General features: G+C 32.3%; 13 protein-coding genes. 6 read left to right on the top strand and 7 right to left on the bottom strand.

What is annotated here, in order from left to right; translation table 11 throughout:
• Window position 1 precedes the first annotated feature (1 nt).
• Genes BT107_RS01055 through BT107_RS01045 form a run of 3 tightly spaced genes read right to left on the bottom strand, consistent with a single transcriptional unit; the run spans window position 2 to window position 3,618 of the window.
• Window positions 2-1,336 carry a 4Fe-4S dicluster domain-containing protein gene (locus BT107_RS01055; RefSeq protein ID WP_072301905.1) on the bottom strand — a complete coding sequence of 445 codons (1,335 nt, stop codon included), beginning with the start codon at window positions 1,334-1,336 and terminating at the stop codon, window positions 2-4.
• A 13-nt stretch (window positions 1,337-1,349) separates the two neighbouring features.
• Complete coding sequence (locus tag BT107_RS01050) at window positions 1,350-2,315, bottom strand: MlaD family protein (RefSeq protein WP_072301904.1); 966 nt, start codon at window positions 2,313-2,315, stop codon at window positions 1,350-1,352.
• Window positions 2,316-2,355: 40 nt separating this feature from the next.
• Window positions 2,356-3,618 carry an N-acetylmuramoyl-L-alanine amidase family protein gene (locus BT107_RS01045; RefSeq protein WP_072301903.1) on the bottom strand — a complete coding sequence of 421 codons (1,263 nt, stop codon included), beginning with the start codon at window positions 3,616-3,618 and terminating at the stop codon, window positions 2,356-2,358.
• 52 nt (window positions 3,619-3,670) lie between these two features.
• Here BT107_RS01045 and BT107_RS01040 point away from each other — a divergent pair, with 52 nt between their 5' ends.
• The gene (locus BT107_RS01040) at window positions 3,671-6,409 is read left to right on the top strand and encodes a putative LPS assembly protein LptD (protein WP_084639066.1); all 2,739 of its coding nucleotides are present in this window, start codon (window positions 3,671-3,673) and stop codon (window positions 6,407-6,409) included.
• Between the two features lie 47 nt (window positions 6,410-6,456).
• Window positions 6,457-6,837: a RidA family protein gene (locus tag BT107_RS01035; RefSeq protein WP_072301901.1), complete on the top strand. Its 381-nt coding sequence runs from the start codon at window positions 6,457-6,459 to the stop codon at window positions 6,835-6,837.
• A 96-nt stretch (window positions 6,838-6,933) separates the two neighbouring features.
• On the opposite strand, the gene BT107_RS01030 is transcribed toward BT107_RS01035, so the two are convergent.
• The 4 genes from BT107_RS01030 to BT107_RS01015 all read right to left on the bottom strand — a co-directional run bounded on the left by BT107_RS01030 (window position 6,934) and on the right by BT107_RS01015 (window position 14,468).
• Window positions 6,934-7,785, bottom strand: coding sequence for an N-acetylglucosamine kinase (locus BT107_RS01030; protein WP_072301900.1), 852 nt, complete (start codon window positions 7,783-7,785; stop codon window positions 6,934-6,936).
• Between the two features lie 84 nt (window positions 7,786-7,869).
• A complete protein-coding gene (gene gap, locus BT107_RS01025) occupies window positions 7,870-8,871 on the bottom strand; it encodes a type I glyceraldehyde-3-phosphate dehydrogenase (protein WP_072301899.1) in 1,002 nt (333 codons plus the stop codon).
• A gap of 21 nt (window positions 8,872-8,892) precedes the next feature.
• Window positions 8,893-9,879, bottom strand: a complete 987-nt coding sequence (pfkA, locus tag BT107_RS01020) for a 6-phosphofructokinase (protein ID WP_072301898.1) — start codon at window positions 9,877-9,879, stop codon at window positions 8,893-8,895.
• Between the two features lie 206 nt (window positions 9,880-10,085).
• Complete coding sequence (locus BT107_RS01015) at window positions 10,086-14,468, bottom strand: translocation/assembly module TamB domain-containing protein (RefSeq protein ID WP_072301897.1); 4,383 nt, start codon at window positions 14,466-14,468, stop codon at window positions 10,086-10,088.
• A gap of 82 nt (window positions 14,469-14,550) precedes the next feature.
• On the opposite strand from BT107_RS01015, the gene tsaD reads away from it, so the two are divergent.
• The 4 genes from tsaD to BT107_RS00995 are packed head-to-tail and all read left to right on the top strand — an operon-like array spanning window position 14,551 to window position 18,096.
• Window positions 14,551-15,579 (top strand): tRNA (adenosine(37)-N6)-threonylcarbamoyltransferase complex transferase subunit TsaD, encoded by a 1,029-nt coding sequence (gene tsaD, locus BT107_RS01010; protein ID WP_072301896.1) that lies wholly within the window; start codon window positions 14,551-14,553, stop codon window positions 15,577-15,579.
• A gap of 31 nt (window positions 15,580-15,610) precedes the next feature.
• Window positions 15,611-16,318 (top strand): 16S rRNA (uracil(1498)-N(3))-methyltransferase, encoded by a 708-nt coding sequence (locus BT107_RS01005; protein WP_072301895.1) that lies wholly within the window; start codon window positions 15,611-15,613, stop codon window positions 16,316-16,318.
• Between the two features lie 35 nt (window positions 16,319-16,353).
• Window positions 16,354-17,004, top strand: a complete 651-nt coding sequence (locus BT107_RS01000; RefSeq protein ID WP_072301894.1) for a DUF4159 domain-containing protein — start codon at window positions 16,354-16,356, stop codon at window positions 17,002-17,004.
• A 3-nt stretch (window positions 17,005-17,007) separates the two neighbouring features.
• On the top strand, window positions 17,008-18,096 hold the full coding sequence (locus tag BT107_RS00995; protein ID WP_072301893.1) for an AI-2E family transporter: 1,089 nt from the start codon (window positions 17,008-17,010) through the stop codon (window positions 18,094-18,096).

Genomic DNA, 18,096 nt, shown 5'->3' with positions numbered 1-18,096 from the left:
TTTAAGATTCGTTTTTCCAGTTTAACCTATCCATTTGATTAAATGGCCAAGGCGCTCCGTTATTTTCTATATTCCCCATCATATTATTTAAATCTGATGGTGCTGCAGATTGCTCCATTACTAAGTAACGACGCATATCCATAATAATAGATAATGGATCTATACTTACAGGACAAGCCTCTGTACAAGCATTACAAGATGTACAAGCCCACAATTCTTCTGGAGTAATATAATCTCCTAATAATTGTTTACCGTCTGCAACAAACTCGCCTTTATTTTTATCTATGTTTTCTCCTACTTCATGTAATCTATCTCTAGTGTCCATCATTATCTTTCTTGGAGATAATAATTTACCTGTTTGGTTTGCAGGACACTCACTTGTACATCTACCACATTCTGTACACGTATATGAGTTTAGCAATTGTACCCAATTTAAATCTGTAACGTCTGATGCTCCAAACTTATCTGGCTCTCCAGCATCTTCTGCTCCTTCGGCTGGTGCTGCAAAAGGATCTGCATCTGGATCCATCATCATTTTAACCTCTGCTGTTACAGCTGCTAAATTATCTAACTGCCCTTTTGGTTGTACTTTACCGTAATACGTATTAGGGAAAGCTAATAGAATATGTAAATGTTTAGAATAGTATAAGTAATTTAAGAACAATAAAATACCTGTAATATGCATCCACCAAGCAGAACGTTCTACAACTATTAAACTAGCCTCTGACATACCTCCAAATATTGGTGCTATAAATTGACTAATAGGGAAAGAACCTGCCTTAACATAATGTAATGCATCTATAGTTTGTAGTTGAAAATCTGCTGCATTCATTGTTAGAAATAGAACCATTAATACCAATTCTATGTACAAAATTAGATTACCATCTTTTTTAGCCCAACCTTTCATCTCTGGGTTCATAAAACGTTTAACCCTAATTACATTTCTTCTAATCCAAAAAATAACAACAGAAACAATTACCAAGAACGCTAAAATTTCAAAAGAACCAATTAACACATCATAAACAGCACCAAGTGGAGCAAAAATACGGTGCGTTCCCAGTAAACCATCTATAACAATTTCTAATACCTCTATGTTAATTATAATAAAACCAACATACACAATAATGTGTAAAATACCTGGAATAGGGCGCACAACCATTTTGGTTTGTCCTAAGGCAATACGTGCCATATTTTTCCAACGCAAGGGTTTATTATCACTTACATCTACATCTCTCCCCAGTTTAATATTACGGGAAAGTGTTTTAACATTTTTCGCAAAAAATCCTACACCAGCAACTAATACCAGTAAGAAAATAATGTTGGGAAGGTACTCCATATATAATAGTTAGTTAGTTTTTTATTTCGGCTGCAGGGTCATTTTCTGGCAACTCGTATTCTTTTTGTTTTTTTCCAAAAACAGAAACGTTTACATAACGTTTAGGGTTTAATCTAAAATCTTGTAACAATAGGTCTAATTCCTTAGATGCCCCTGCCAGATTGTTGTAAAGTTCTTCATTGTTCATTAATTTTCCTAATGAACCTTCTCCTTTATCTATCTTAGTTAGTAAATTATCTAAGTTTGTTACGGTTTTTTGTAAGCCTGCTATACTCTTATCTAGTTCTGCTTCAGATAAGGCTGTAGATATTTTAGAGAAATCGTCTGTTATTTTTTTAATATTAGATAAAGACCCTTCTAATTCCTCTTTATTATTAGCCATTAAGCTATTAAGTGAGTTTGTGGTTACTTTAAAGCTTTTAATTAAATCGTTTAAACCAGAAATACTGCTTTGCAAATCCTTTTTTGTTTTTACATCTAGTATGTCATTAAAATTAACTAAAAGAGAATCTGCATTAGATATTGCGCCTTCAACCTTATTTTGCAAAGGAGCCAAATTCTGCTGAACTAAATCTGTTAAACCCGGTTTTGTATTTGTAACCAAAGTATCTCCAGATTTTGCAAGTGCTGCATCATCAAAGACAGGAATAATTTGTATTCCCTTACCTCCAATAATACCAGTATCATACAATTCTGCTATACTATTTTTAGAGAACTCAAAACTACTGTCTACCGAAAAAGTAACTAATAGTTTACCTGATTTATCTTTAAATCTAATATCGTTTATTTTACCAACGCTAAAACCATTTATAGATACTTGTGTGCCTGGTTGTAAACCACCAACGTCATCATATATAGCATAAAATGTTTTACTATTATCAAACAACGGTGTTGCCTTTAAATAGCTAAACCCTAAAATAAATAGCAATATTCCGCCAATTACAATTATACCTGTTTTAACTTCTCTAGATAGTTTCAATAGAAATATGTTTTGCTCTAAATTTAATTAGAATTATAAATTATTCTTTTGTGTACTTAATTGCCTCTTTAATATTTATTCGCTTTCCATCTTTATATGCTACAATATAAGAAGAAGTATACCCTTTTAAATCTGCATTAGACTTAATTAATTTTGCATCGTAATGAGATTTTGCGTGTCCGCTCATATAACGATACATATTATTTACTGGTTCTTTTGTTAACGCCCTTAGTCCTTTAAAATTATCTGAAACTAAAGGTATAGATTTAGAACTAGCAAATAATTGTACTCTAAACTCTATATTACTGCTTGTTGTCACCTGTTCTTCTACTTCTTTAGGCTTGATTTCGTTTTTAACTACAACTTCTTTCTCTTTAGGCTCCTGAACAACTACTGCGGGCTTTTTTTCCTCTACTTTTTTCTCTTCAACGACCTTAATCTGTTCTTTCACCACTTCTTTAGGTTCTGGTGTAGCTGTAGATGATGCAATTGCATTAGACACAAGCTGATCCATATACGCTAAAACAGACTCAGCAATTGCCGTGCCCATTTCTAATTGTCCAGATTTAGAATTTAAGTAAGCTCCCTCACTTTTGTTTGTTAAAAATCCTGTTTCTACTAATACACTAGGCATAAATGTTTGGTGTAGTACTATAAAACCAGCTTGCTTAACTTTACGATCTGTACGTTTTAATTTATTAGAAAATTTATCTTGCAACAACTTAGCCAACGCAATACTTTGGTCTAAAAACTCTTCTTGCATTATAGTTAAACCAATTACAGATTCTGGCGAATTAATGTTATACTCAGAATAGTTTGCTTGGTAATTGTCCTCTAAATATATTACAGAGTTCTCTTTTTTAGCAATATCAAAATTTTGTTTATTAGCGTGTAATCCTAATACAAAAGTACCAGCTCCGTGTGCATCTGATGTATGAGAGTCACAATGTACAGACACAAATAAATCTGCATTTGCTTTATTTGCAATTTGTCCGCGCTCAAATAAATCTACAAACGTATCGTCTTTTCTTGTATATAAAACCTTAATATTTGGGTTCTGAGACAGTAATTCACCCGCTTTTAACACTATATTTAATGCTATATTCTTTTCTAAATACCCATTACCTAAATTACCTGGATCGTGCCCACCGTGACCTGCATCTAACACAACTACAAACTTATCTTGAGCAGAAACTGTATTAAAAACAACACTTAAGGAGGACAACAAAAAAGTAAGCACCAATACTCCTACTGATGAAAACTTGTTAAATTTTAATATATAATTATTAAATCTTTTATTCATTTAGGTTAAATTTATTCTAATGCGTATTCTAAAATAAAAAATATGCGTAAGTTTGAAACCCGAAATACCGAGCCAAATCAATACAAAAATAGGATTTATAGCCTTGCAATCAAATAAACATCGTTTACTTTTTTATTTACTCCTGTTTCTAGGGGTTTTAAGCCTATCTGCACAAGAAGATAAGGTAATTCCATTAACTGTAAAGAAACAAAAAGATTCTATAGTAGCTCCTTTAATTCCTGCGGATATTATAAACAAGTCGCAAAAAAAGGACAGCATTACACAAGATTCTTCTAAAACAAAAGAACCTTTACTTGTAGATATAGTAAAAAGGAAGGCAGAAGGCTATATGCGTTATGATCGTAAGGAGCAAAAAATCTACTTGTATGACAAAGCAGAATTGTACTACCAAGATACAGAACTAAAAGCAGGTATTATCATAATGGACCTTGCTAAAAATGAAGTTTACGCAGGTCGTATAAAAGATTCTACTGGTGTCTATTCTCAACTACCCGATTTTAAACAAGGTAGTCAGGTTGTAAAACCAGATTCTATTCGGTTTAATTTTGACACACAAAAAGCACTTATCTGGAACTCTAGAACAGAGCAACAAGCTGGTTTAGGTAGTATTGGTAGTGATGCGATGAAAGTATATGCCGAAAAAACTAAAAAAGAAAATGACTCTGTTTACTTTATGAGTAGAGCAAAAATAACAACCTCTAACGATACTATTAATCCTGATTATTACATACTAGTTCGTAAAGGTAAATTTGTACCTGGCAAAAAAATGATCGCTGGTTATAGCAATATGTACATTGCAGATGTGCCTACGCCAATTGCTTTGCCTTTTGCTTATTTTCCTATGACTACAGGTAATACGGCAGGTTTAATTTTTCCTACCTTTGGTAGTGATCCTGATCGTGGTTATTTTTTACAAAATGGTGGTTATTATTTCCCTATAAACGAATTTGTAGACCTAACATTACAAGGAGATTTCTACACCAATGGTAGTTATGGTTTTAGAGGGCAATCTACCTATATTAAAAGGTACAAATACAGGGGTAATGTTAATATTAGGTACGAAAATCAGATAAATAGTCAAAAAGGGTTTGATGATTACAGTAGATCTACCAACTACAACATACAAATATCGCATACACAGGACCCTAAAAATAATCCAAATTCTAGGCTTTCTGCAAGTGTAAACTTAGGTAGTAGCGATTATTACAGAAGCTCATTAAACCAATACAACGTACCAAATACACAAAATAACAACTTATCATCATCTGTATCGTATTCAAAAACGTTTCCTGAGTACCCTTCTGTAAACCTTAGTTTAACGGCTACACACAACCAGAACACAAACACAGATGTTATAAACCTTACTTTACCTACAATGCAGGCAAGTATGGAGCGTATTTTTCCGTTTGCAAAAAGAGATGGTTTAAAAAAAGGAATTATACAGAATATTAATTTCCAGTATGATGTTAATGCGCAAAACCAGATCACAACATCAGATTCTCTTTTCTTTAAGTCTGAAATGTTTGACGATGCAAAAGTAGGAGCAAGACACAGAATACCAGTTAGCACAAACTTTAAAGTTTTTAAACAATTAAGTGTTAGCCTTGGTGGTTCTTATGAAGATGTATGGACATTAGAAACATACGATAAGTTTTATGATGCTGCTACCGATGCTGTAATTTCTGAAAAAATAAATGGTTTTGACCGTTACAACAAATACAGTTTTAGCGCTAGTTTAGGAACTACAATGTATGGTACTTGGACATTTGACGAAAGCAAAAACATACAAGCCATTAGACATACCATGAGACCTTCTATAGGCTACAGCTACTCTCCTTCTTTCGAGGAAACTTATGATGAGTATATGAATGCTGATGGAGAATACATACAGTACAGTAGATTTGAAGGTACATTAAACGGAGCTCCCGGACTTACACAGAGTAGCGCTCTTAGTTTTTCGCTACAAAATACTTTAGAAGCCAAAGTTAAAGACAAGGATTCTACAGCAACAGAACCTAAAAAAATATCTTTATTAAGCAGTTTTAATATTTCTACCAACTATAACTTTCAGGCAGATTCTTTACGTTTAAGTCCATTTAGAATTAATGGTGGTACTACTATATTGAATAAGAAGATGTCTATTAACTTTTCTGCTAATTTAGATCCTTATGCCATAGATAACAAAGGAACTAGAATTAACACACTTAACATTAACAATGGTGGTAGCTTAGCTAGGTTAACTAGTGCTAGAGCCAATATTGGTTACTCTTTAAGCAGTAAAATGTTTGATAAAAAAGAGGATGAAGATGATGAGGATGATGATGGCTATGTTGCTGCCAGTGGTGGTAGAACAGATGATCTTTTTGGCAGAAGTGACGACTTTAGCGACAGACCAGGTAACCCTAACGATGAAGATGAAGAAGTAAAAGAGAACCCACTATACAAAAATGCCATTCCTTGGGATGTTAGATTAGCGTACGCAGTTAGCTATAGCAATCCTAACAGACAAGATGAAATTAGCAATCACTCTTTAATGTTTTCTGGAAATGTTGACTTAACCCCAAGATGGAAAGTTGGTGTATCTTCTGGTTACGACTTTAAAAATCAAGGTTTTTCTTTAACACAATTACGTTTTGAAAGAGATCTTAAAAGTTTTAGACTTAACTTTAACTGGACACCATTTGGCACTTACGAAAGATGGTATTTCTTTATAGGAATTAAGAGTAGCATACTTAAAGACCTTAAATGGGAACAAAGAAGTCAGAGATAATAGAGGTATTATTTATTCTTTTACATTAATTAAAACTACTAATTAAGATGAAAAAAATTATTACAACGGTACATGCACCTGCTCCAATAGGGCCATACAACCAAGCTGTTTTAACTGGCAATACATTATATATTTCTGGTCAAATACCAATAGATCCAAAGACAGGAGATTTGGTAGAGGGTGATATTAAAGCTGAGACAAAACAAAGTATGGAAAACTTAAAAGCCATACTAACAGAAGCCGGGATGACATTTGAAAATGTAGTGAAAGCTTGTATTTTTGTAAACGATATGCATCAGTTTGCAGAAATTAATGAAGTTTACGGTTCTTATTTTAATGCAGATACTGCACCAGCAAGAGAAACCGTAGAAGTAGCTAACTTACCTAAATTTGTAAATGTAGAAATCTCTATGATTGCTGTTCATTAAGTAATACATTATCAAAAATAAAAACATAAAAAAAAGCGTAACTACTAAAAGTTACGCTTTTCTATTTATAAGCTATTTAACAACTACACTATAGTATTAAATAGTGCTTCTATGGAAGTCTACCAATCCTTCAATTGGCCTTCTTCTTATGACACCTAAAATAAGGTCGTTTCTTTCTATAACTTTAGCTAATTCATCTCTTAAAAAATAAGAAATACTACCCACAAAATTTACAGGTACTTTAGTAGCCAAATCAAACTGCATTACATTGTTATTGATAAACTGTTGCAATCCTTTATTGATAACTCCTCTAGAATAAGGGTGATCTTTGTTCTCTATAATAAACCTAGCAAAAGTTGCCAAGTATGTATTAGGATTAGGCTGTTTGTATAAATTTTCTTTTATAATATCTGCCTCTAAATCATATTCGGCTGCAAATTTATCTGCCAAATCCTTAGGTATTTTATGAAAATAGTAATCTCTTAGTAACTTTCTTCCAAAGAAGTTACCACTACCATCATCCATTAAAATATACCCTAAAGATGTTACTTTTTGATGTACATTTTCACCGTCATAGTAACTACAATTAGATCCAGTACCTAAAATACAAACAATACCAGGGTCACCAAGTTTTGTAGTAGCATGTATAGCTGCGTAAGTATCTTCTTTTACTTCTGCTACCGCATTAGGAAAAAAGACTTTAAAAATCTCTTTTAAAAATAAGCGCATACGCTCGGTACCACAACCAGCTCCATAGAAATGTAACTTAGTAACTTTATCTTTGTTTTTAGACAACTCAAAGTTATTAGCTAACCTATCTTCTATAACCTCTCTAGTTAGTACTTCTGGACTTAAACCTAATGTTTGCGTCATAAACAATTGTTCGCCTTTATCATCCAAGGCAATCCAATCTGACTTAGTAGCACCGCTATCTACAATTAAAATCATACGTTATTACTTAAAATTAATGTATCCTGAAAAAAAGTAAATATTAACCAATTTTCAGGATACTATATCACATTTATAAAATGATTATAGACTAGCTACGTGTTGTGCTAAATCTACCATTTTATTAGAGAAACCTGCTTCATTATCATACCAAGAAACTATTTTGAAAAACTTAGAGTTTAACTCCATACCAGCGTTAGCATCAAAAATACTAGTTCTAGAATCTCCAATAAAATCCTGAGAAACTAAAAGTTCTTCTGTGTACCCTAAAACACCTTGTAATTCTCCTTCAGAAGCTGCTTTAAAAACTTTCTTAATTTCTTCGTAAGATGTTTCTTTTTCTAAACGTACCGTTAAATCTACTACAGATACATCTGCAGTTGGTACTCTAAAAGCCATACCAGTTAATTTACCTTCTAATGCAGGTATAACCTTAGTTACTGCTTTTGCTGCACCCGTAGAAGCTGGTATAATATTTAACATTGCACTACGACCACCTCTCCAGTCTTTTCTAGAAGGACCATCTACTGTCATTTGAGTTGCAGTAGTTGCGTGTACAGTTGTCATTAATGCTTCTTCTATACCAAAATTATCATTTAATACTTTAGCTATAGGAGCTAAACAATTTGTAGTACATGATGCATTAGAAACTATAGTATCTGATGCTTTTACATCTTTATGATTAACGCCCATTACAAACATAGGAGCATCTTTAGAAGGTGCAGATATAACAACTTTTTTAGCACCACCATCTATGTGGTATTGAGCCATTTCTAAAGTTGTAAAAATACCTGTACATTCTGCAACTATTTCTGCTCCAACAGCATCCCACTTAATGTTTTTAGGCTCACGTTCTGCTGTAATACGTACAACTTTACCGTTTACTACTAAATGTCCGTCTTTAACCTCTACAGTTCCATCAAAATTACCGTGAACAGAATCGTACTTTAAAAGGTATGCTAAGTGTTCTACATCTAATAAATCATTAATTGCAACAACATCTACATCTCCTCTTTTTATTGTTGTTCTGAAAACCAACCTACCTATTCTTCCAAATCCGTTGATTCCTATTTTTAAATTTGACATTTTCTTGCTTTTTGTTATTAATTATGTTGACATTATGTCTGAAACTCTAATGAGCTCTTTATCTATTTTTGTGTGTCCTTTTATTGCTTGTTCTATTGGTGTTAGAATAATTTTGTTATCCTGAATACCAACCATTAGGTTACTTTTACCTTCTAATAAAGCTTCTACAGCCCTAACTCCCATTCTACTTGCTAGTACACGATCAAAACAAGAAGGCGAACCACCACGTTGCATATGACCTAGTACAGATACACGCACATCGTAAATTGGTAAATGTTCTTCTACATATTCCTTAAGTTCAAAAACATTTTTACCTGTTTTATCTCCTTCAGCAACAATTACAATACTAGATGATTTACCTGATTTTTTACTTCGTTTTAGAGATTCTAACAAACGATCTAAACCTAAGTTTTCTTCTGGAATAAGTATTTCCTCTGCTCCTGCACCAACACCAGCGTTTAATGCAATATGCCCAACATCTCTACCCATTACTTCTACAAAGAAAAGTCTGTTATGAGAACTGGCTGTATCTCTAATTTTATCTATTACCTCAACAACTGTATTTAAAGCAGTATCAAAACCTAAAGTATAGGTTGTACCAAAAATATCGTTATCTATAGTTCCAGGAATACCCATTACTGGGAAGTTGTATTCTTGATTAAAAATCATTGCTCCGGTAAAACTACCATCGCCACCAATTACAACAAAAGCATCTATATTATTTGCTATTAAATTATCGTAAGCCTGTTTACGACCTTCTTTTGTTCTAAAAGAATCTGAACGAGCAGACTTTAATATAGTACCTCCTTTGTTAATAATATTGTTTACACTACGGGCATCCATTGGTTTAAAATCTCCTTCAACCATTCCTTCATACCCTCTATAAATACCTACACATTCTATTTTTAAATAAGCACATGTACGTACAACAGATCTTATTGCTGCATTCATCCCAGGAGAATCTCCACCAGATGTAAATACTGCTATTTTTTTAATTTTTGACGCCATTTATTAATTTATTGTAGTAAAGCTAGGAAACTTATTTTAATAAATTAACGGTATGAACCCTAAATTTTGGCACGACTAAAACTTCAAACGTTTTCGTTAATAAGTTTTATCAAAAGCTCTTAAAAATGTGTGATTTTAAAGTCGAAAAATGATGAATTATGAAAAAAAAGTGTTTTTTAGATGATAGTCTTAAATTATATCCAATTTTAATTTTGAGCTGTTTTTTGCTTTTCCTTTACTTTTAGCTCTTCTTCTTTACGCGCTTTTTTAGGAAAAATTTTATGCATTAGCTCTTTAAAAGTATCAAAATCTACTTGATACGTTAAACCAACTCCTTGCGTATATCCTTGACGCTCTGCTAAAAATTGTTGAATTTCGTTTTCCCTATTAAATACCTTAGCACTTAATGTTCCTTTTTCATTTAAGATAACCTGTACTTCCATATCACCTGCAACAACAGATTCACCAACACCACCAACAGGAACTCCAAACTTACCGTTAAACAAGATTCTTTCTCCAAGTCTTGTAGATACAGTTACACCTACTCTATTTTCTGTTTGTACTGCATTAGGGTTAAGATTTCCTTGCTCGTACACAATACCCAAGTCTAAGTTTTCTCCATTATTTTTAAAAACCGAATTAAGTAAACCAGATGCTGTTTGTGCTAAATTACCACTTAAAGCAGTTGCATTTAAACCACTTTCTTCATTTACAAAAGTCCCCTGTGCTAACAAATAGAATGCATTGTTTTGCTCAAAGTTATGATCTAGCAGCCTATACTCTAATTCGGACTTTACAATAGAACTAGTACCCGGAAATTCTATATTAAAATCTATCTCTGTTTTCTCTAATGGTCCTTCTAAGCTTACCACAACATCTACAGGTATACGGTTTCTGTAGTCTGAGTTATCTAACAACGGAGCTGGATTTGCCTCTAAAGAATATTTGGCTTTCATATTAACCTCTGCATTTAAAGGTGAACCATCCCAAATAATAGAACCTCCTGGTTCTACGGTAAACTTACGATTTATAATACCTCCGTACTTATAATTGTATTCTCCAGTAGCTGTAGCAAATTCTCCATACATATTAAATTTACCATTGGTATTAATCTCCATTAAAATAGTACCACCACCGGTTCCTTTTAAAGAACTTTTAGTGCTAGGGTCTATTACAATCTCTACTTCTGCCTCCGGAGTTACATCTAAATCGAACATTAACTCTAAACCTTCATAGTTTTTTAATGTACGTCCTTTTTCTTCCTCTGTCTCTTTTGTTACAAAGTTTATAAAGTTATAATCGCCCACAGTAGCAACATCGCTTAAAGGTATTTTTAAAGAAGTTCCTTTAGCTGTTTCTCCTATAACATCTATATTAAGTGCTTTTGTTGAACCATATATTTTTCCGGTACCATTTAAATAGCCTGTTCCGTAATATAGACTTTCTTCACTATATTCTGTATTAAGAATTAAAAAACGATTGTTGTTTGTGTTTACATTTAAATCTAAATCCCACTCAGCAAATTCTTTATGACTAATTGTACCATCTAGCGTTGCCGTGGTATTCATAGCTATGTCTGTAAGTTGTATATCTTCAAAATCAAAAGTTTGCTTAAACAGGTTAACCACAGAGTTATCTGCAAAACTATAATCAACATTTAAATAATCTACTCCTATGCCTGCATTGTTTAAAAACAACTTACCAGTAATCTCTGGATTAGAAAGACTTTCTGTTATTTTAGCCTCTCCATTTATAGAGCCCCTAATATTAGTAATAATCCCTTCTCCTAAAGCTGCAAAAGGTTCTAACAAGAAATCTTTAAAGTCTACGTTTAAATCTGCCGTTGGTGTATTGTCGTTATTATTAATAACGCCCGTTACAATTAAGCGGTCTTCTCCTTTGTTACGTAAATGCGTCTCTACATCAAAAACAGTTAAATCATCATTACCAACAACCTCTATACCTAGATTACCTAATCTAATTTTATTAACAGTAAAATCTGTCATTGTTAAATTACTAGATGGCATATACTTACCATCTTCTTGATAAATATTTAAAGATCCGTTTACCTCACCGTCTAATTCTAAATTTTTTAGTGCAGGTGTTACTTTATATAATGAAACATCGCTAAACTCTAACAGTAAATCTTTGTAGGTAGAATCTATAACTTTACCGCTAAGTTTAATTTTTTCGTCTTGGGCATTGTTAAATACAATTTCTTTAATATCTATACTATCTAAAGTTGTATTAATAACAACCTTATTATTTTTATCCCTATTTTTATTAATTACCCACTCGTTTCCTTTTAATAGAACAGTAGACCTTTTAAGTCCAATTACAGATCTATTTTCTTTATTAAATGTGTGGTAAAAATTTAAGAAGTAATTATCATCATACCCACGGCCACCAGCAAATTCCGTTCTAAAGAACAGTGTATCCTTTAACTTGGTATTTATCAACTTAAAGTTTTTAACATCGTAAAAACTAGTAGTGGCATCGTCTACAGAAATAAAGGTGTTAAAAAGCGGATTTTTATTATCAATCTTAACATCTATCTTATCTAACTTATTACCATAAGCCTCTATACCTGGTGATTTAAATGTTAGTTTAAAATCTCCTTCGTCTGCAACAACACTTCCTCTAATAAATGTATTTGGCCCAAATTTAACCTCAGGAAAAAACACATCTACAATTTTATTATAAACATTAAATTTAAAATCTACGTTTTGCCCCTCTGATATTCTATGTGGCTTATAATTGGTATAAATACTACCAACAGAATTCTGCATTAATTTACCAAGCTCGTTTACTCTAAAATTACCCTCTAAATAACCGGTAATAATATCTGGTGAGTTAATTGCTATTTTACGAAGAGAATCATTTTCAAAATCTGATGTTACTTTAAAGTCTTCAAAATAATACGTATCGTTTTTATTCTGATAGCTAGTTTCTGTAAACTTAATAGCACCAACAATATTATCTAGTGTATTACCAGTAATATCCATATTAATATTACCCTTAAAAACAGACACACTATCGTTTATAAAATTTAATGCTTTAAAATTTGCGTGATCTACAGATGCAATAAAATCGAACGTATTTTTTTCTGAAGAAAAATCGGCTAGACCTTTAAAGTTTAATTTTAGGTTTTCATCGTTACTAATTAAAGCACCATCAAAAAACTGTTCTTTTAAAATACCAGAAACTACTTTTATGTTTCTATACGTGTACTTGTTAAACTGTATACTATACACCTCTCCTGTAATCTCTGTGTTCATTGTTTTAGCAACAAACCCTTTACCATCTACATTAATATCTACAGTTGCTTTCCCAAAGCTTTTAGAGTCTAGAAAGCTAGCTAGGTCAAAATCTATTAAAGAAACAAATCCGTGGTAATTTGCATTGTCTATGTTATTAATATTCGTAAGCTCCACATCTGCATAACTACTACCAATAGCAGTATTTATGTTTACTTTAGCATTTACCACAGTCTCTGTAACAGATGTAGTTCCCCTAACCGTAAATTGTCCAAACTTTGCAAAAGAAGAAGGCAAAACACTACCTAATATATTAGGCAGTAAAGAGCGTAACTCATAATAACTAGTTGTTACACTTTTCATATTTGCATCTATAACATAAGGCTTACTTAGTGTAAATAGGTTTTTAAAGTTAAAATCTCCACGAACACCTGTGTTATCTGAAAAAAGCATTAAACGATCTGTTTTTAAATCGTTTAAAACACCACTTACTCTTGTAGACAAGGTTACTTTTTTACCGCTACCAAACTCATTATAGAGCATATTAATATCGTCTAAAGCAACTTCTGAGTCTGTAAAGTTTGCATCTATCTGTACTTTATTAATAAAATCTGCAAAATCTTTTCGATCGTAATTAAAAACTAAGTTTCCTTTTAAATTAGACTCTTTTGTTTTTATCTCTAAAGCATCAAACCTCATTTGGGTTCTAGAATACTTAAATGCTGTGGTTAAGTTTTCTACCTTAGGTCCTCTTCTACTTGTAAATGTAAGTGTGTTTATTTGCGCAGATACATCTGGCCCTAATATTAGAAAATCTGTTGCTCCAATATTTAAATTTTTAAAATCTAACTGCTGTGGTCTTTCTAAATTATCATCAATTAACTGAAACCTACTATTTTCTATTCTTACATTAGAAGATCCTAATTTAAAAGGTTTACTTCCTACAGCACGTGGTTTTTTATCATCTAACTTGTCTATAAAAACTTCTAAATTAGTTGATGGTTCCCCTTTATATCTTTTTAATTTTAAATGTAGATCATCTATATCTATATCTCCAAACTCTAACTGACCCTTTACTAAATTCTTTATATCTAAGATAGATGTGGTAAGATCACCTATATAAAAAAGAGTGTCTTTTTTCTCGTCCTCTGCGTAGATACCTTTTGCAGAAGTGTTCCAAGTAATAAAGTTAACCTTAAGCTTGTCAATTTTTAAATTGGTACCATAATCTTTGTTTATGGTTTTTGTAGCGTAATTAGCTAGGCTTGTCTGTACAGAAGACAAGGAAAAAATAAGGGTCGTAATAAGACAAAGCAGTATTATAAACAGCAATATTCTTAGTAGTATTTTAAATAGTTTTTTGATAGCCCTTTATGTTTTACCTTTGTTACTTCAATATTTATTCCAAAAATACGTGGAAAAAAACAATATCTACATACTTGCAATAGAATCTTCTTGTGACGACACGTCTGCGGCCGTTTTACACAACACTAAAATGCTTAGCAATGTTGTTGCTACGCAAAAGATTCATGAAGAATACGGAGGTGTTGTTCCCGAGCTAGCCTCTAGAGCACACCAACAAAATATAGTGCCGGTGGTGCACCAAGCATTAGCTAAGGCAAATATCAACAAAAAAGACTTATCTGCAATAGCTTTTACAAGAGGACCTGGTTTAATGGGCTCTTTGCTTGTTGGTACCTCTTTTGCTAAATCTTTAGCACTGGGGTTAAACATACCCTTAATAGAGGTTAACCATATGCAGGCTCATATTTTAGCTCATTTTATTGATAATGAATCTGGTAAAAAACCTACATTTCCATTTATTGGAATGACTATTAGTGGCGGACACACGCAAATTGTGTTGGTAAAAAGTTATTTTGATATGGAAATTCTAGGTCAGACTTTAGATGATGCTGTTGGTGAAGCCTTTGACAAAAGTGCAAAAATACTAGGTTTACCTTATCCAGGTGGACCATTAATAGACAAATATGCACAATTAGGCAACCCAAAAGCTTTTCCTTTTCCTAAGTCTAAAGTAGGCGAACTAAACTTTAGCTTTAGCGGGTTTAAAACAAGTGTACTCTATTTTATACAGAGAGAAACACAGAAAAACCCTAATTTTATTACCGAAAACTTAAATGATATTTGTGCATCTATACAGTACACAATTATTAGAGTTTTATTAGATAAATTAAAAAAGGCTGTAGCACAAACTGGAGTAAACCAAATAGCCATAGGTGGCGGAGTGTCTGCTAATTCGGGAATTAGAAAAGTTTTACAAGAAGCAGAACAAAAACACGGCTGGAAAACTTTTATTCCGCCTTTTGAATTTTGCACAGACAATGCTGCTATGATTGGTATTGTTGGCTATTTAAAATACAAAGAAGAATTATTTGCTACACAAGAAATAACAGCAAAAGCACGTTACGTAATTAACGAGTAAACAAAACAAACAGTAACCTAATTATAAATTTATGCAATTATTTTATAGCGAGACATTAGACAATAGTATTTCTCAATTTGTTTTCCCACCAGAAGAAAGCAAACATATTGTTAAGGTGTTACGTAAAACTGAAGGAGATGAATTGTACATAACCAATGGTAATGGCTATTTATTTACTGCTAAGATTATGGTTGCTGATATGAAAAAATGTAAAGTTCAGATTACTTCTAAAGAAAAAAAACACAGACCAATGCATTGGATGCACATAGCTGTTGCACCAACTAAAATGAATGATAGGTTTGAGTGGTTTTTAGAGAAGGCTACGGAAATAGGTGTAAACGAGATTACCCCTATAATTTGTGAGCATTCTGAACGAAAAATTATTAAATTAGAACGTATGGAAAAAGTATTGCAATCTGCTATGAAACAGTCTCTGCAAACATACCTTCCTAAATTAAATGCTCCTATTGCTTATTCAGAATTTGTAAAAAAAGAACATAAAGATTTATTGTTTATTGCACATTGTGAAGATGAGGAAAAAGAAGAACTAAAAAGAAGAGTTGCAGCAGACAAAGATGTTACCGTTTTAATTGGACCAGAAGGTGATTTTTCTCCGTCTGAAATAAAGCAAGCTTACGAAAATGGTTTTGTTCCTGTATCTTTAGGTAAAAATAGATTACGTACAGAAACTGCTGCAATAGTAGCCTGTGCTACTGTTGCTATGATAAATAACGGATAGTCTTTTTAAAACCATAATTACAACACTATTATTTTATGAAAAAAATTGCTCTTTTTTGCTTGCTACTTTCATTTGCTATTACAACAGGCTTACAAGCACAAGAAATTGCTATTTTAAAATACAATGGTGGCGGAGATTGGTACTCTAACCCTACTGCATTACCTAATTTAATTCAATTTTGTAATACAGAAATAGGAACAAAAATAAAGGCAAAACCTGCAACTGTAGAAGTTAACAGTGTTGGTATTTTTCAGTACCCATTTTTACATATGACAGGACACGGCAATGTTGTTTTTTCTGATGAAGAAGCAACAAACCTAAAAACGTATTTATTATCTGGTGGTTTTTTACACATTGATGATAATTATGGTATGGAGCCTTATATTAGAAAAGAACTAGCTAAATTATTCCCTAATAATAAGCTTGAAGAATTAGGTGCAAATCATCCTATATTTAACCAGAAATATAAATTTACAGATGGTTTACCAAAAATACACGAGCACAACGGAAAAAGACCACAAGCTTTTGGCATAACTCACAATAATAGACTTATATTGTTATTTACTTTTGAGAGCGATCTTGGCGATGGTTGGGAAGACCAAGAAGTACATAACGACTCTACAGAAGTAAGATTAAAAGCTTTACAAATGGGAGCCAATATTATTAAATATGTTTTTAACAACTAAATAATGAAATCAAAAACAATAGCAGATGGTATTTTACGCGCACTAGGCATTATAGTTGGCGTTCTTTTATTATGCTTTTTTCTCTATAAAATTAGCTCGGTTTTAGCGTACATCTCTATTGCAGCGGTTGCCTCTTTAATTGGCAGACCCATTGTTATTTTTTTACGAGACAAATTAAAATTTAATAACACACTAGCTGTTATTATTACAATGCTATTACTAATTAGCATTATAGGCGGCATTATTGCTTTATTTATTCCGCTTATTATACAACAAGGTCAAAACTTATCACTTTTAGATATAGACCAACTACAAGGAAACGCAGAGGACTTATACACAGAAGTTGTAAATTACTTTGGTGTTAGCACACACGATATAGAAGAAAACGTAAAGTCTTCTAACTTTTTTAGTAAATTAGATTTTGCATTTATTCCAGATTTTTTAAACTCACTCGTTGGCGTACTTGGCAGCTTAAGTATTGGGCTGTTTTCTGTATTATTTATTACTTTTTTCTTTTTAAAAGATCGCAAACTATTTAGTGATGGTCTTTTAATGTTAACTCCACAAGCCAAAGAAAATAGATTTAAAAAATCTATGGACACCATTAGCAACTTGCTATCTAGATATTTTGTTGGTTTGGTTTTTCAGATCTTAATCTTATTTGTTATTTATACAATAGTTTTACTTGTTATTGGTATAGAAAACGCTATTGTAATTGCCTTTTTATGCGCTCTATTAAACCTTATACCTTACGTAGGGCCAATTATTGGTGGTGTATTAATGATGGCGCTTACAATGTCTAGCAATTTAGGAGAAAGTTTTAGCGATGTAATACTACCAAAAACAGGTTATGTTATGATCGGTTTTGCTATAGGTCAATTGGTAGACAATTTCTTTTCGCAACCTGTTATATTTTCAAATAGTGTAAAATCTCATCCGTTAGAAATCTTCTTAGTTATTATTATTGGCGGCTTACTTTTTGGTATTACAGGTATGATAATAGCTGTACCTGGTTACACTGCTATTAAAGTAATTTTAAAAGAGTTTTTTGCAGAGAATAAGATTGTAAAATCTATGACCAAAAATTTATAA

It is taken from the genome of Cellulophaga fucicola, assembly GCF_900119145.1.
In the GTDB taxonomy this organism is placed as follows: Bacteria; Bacteroidota; Bacteroidia; order Flavobacteriales; family Flavobacteriaceae; genus Cellulophaga; species Cellulophaga fucicola.
This window is presented reverse-complemented; position numbering and strand designations above follow the sequence as displayed.

Bases quoted from the DNA above. Each gene is read 5' to 3' on its own strand.
- BT107_RS01055 (WP_072301905.1), bottom strand. From the start codon at position 1,336: ATGGAGTACCTTCCCAACATTATTTTCTTACTGGTATTAGTTGCTGGT.
- BT107_RS00995 (WP_072301893.1), top strand. From the start codon at position 17,008: ATGAAATCAAAAACAATAGCAGATGGTATTTTACGCGCACTAGGCATT.
- BT107_RS01000 (WP_072301894.1), top strand. From the start codon at position 16,354: ATGAAAAAAATTGCTCTTTTTTGCTTGCTACTTTCATTTGCTATTACA.
- BT107_RS01045 (WP_072301903.1), bottom strand. From the start codon at position 3,618: ATGAATAAAAGATTTAATAATTATATATTAAAATTTAACAAGTTTTCA.
- BT107_RS01035 (WP_072301901.1), top strand. From the start codon at position 6,457: ATGAAAAAAATTATTACAACGGTACATGCACCTGCTCCAATAGGGCCA.
- gap (WP_072301899.1), bottom strand. From the start codon at position 8,871: ATGTCAAATTTAAAAATAGGAATCAACGGATTTGGAAGAATAGGTAGG.
- BT107_RS01005 (WP_072301895.1), top strand. From the start codon at position 15,611: ATGCAATTATTTTATAGCGAGACATTAGACAATAGTATTTCTCAATTT.
- BT107_RS01030 (WP_072301900.1), bottom strand. From the start codon at position 7,785: ATGATTTTAATTGTAGATAGCGGTGCTACTAAGTCAGATTGGATTGCC.
- pfkA (WP_072301898.1), bottom strand. From the start codon at position 9,879: ATGGCGTCAAAAATTAAAAAAATAGCAGTATTTACATCTGGTGGAGAT.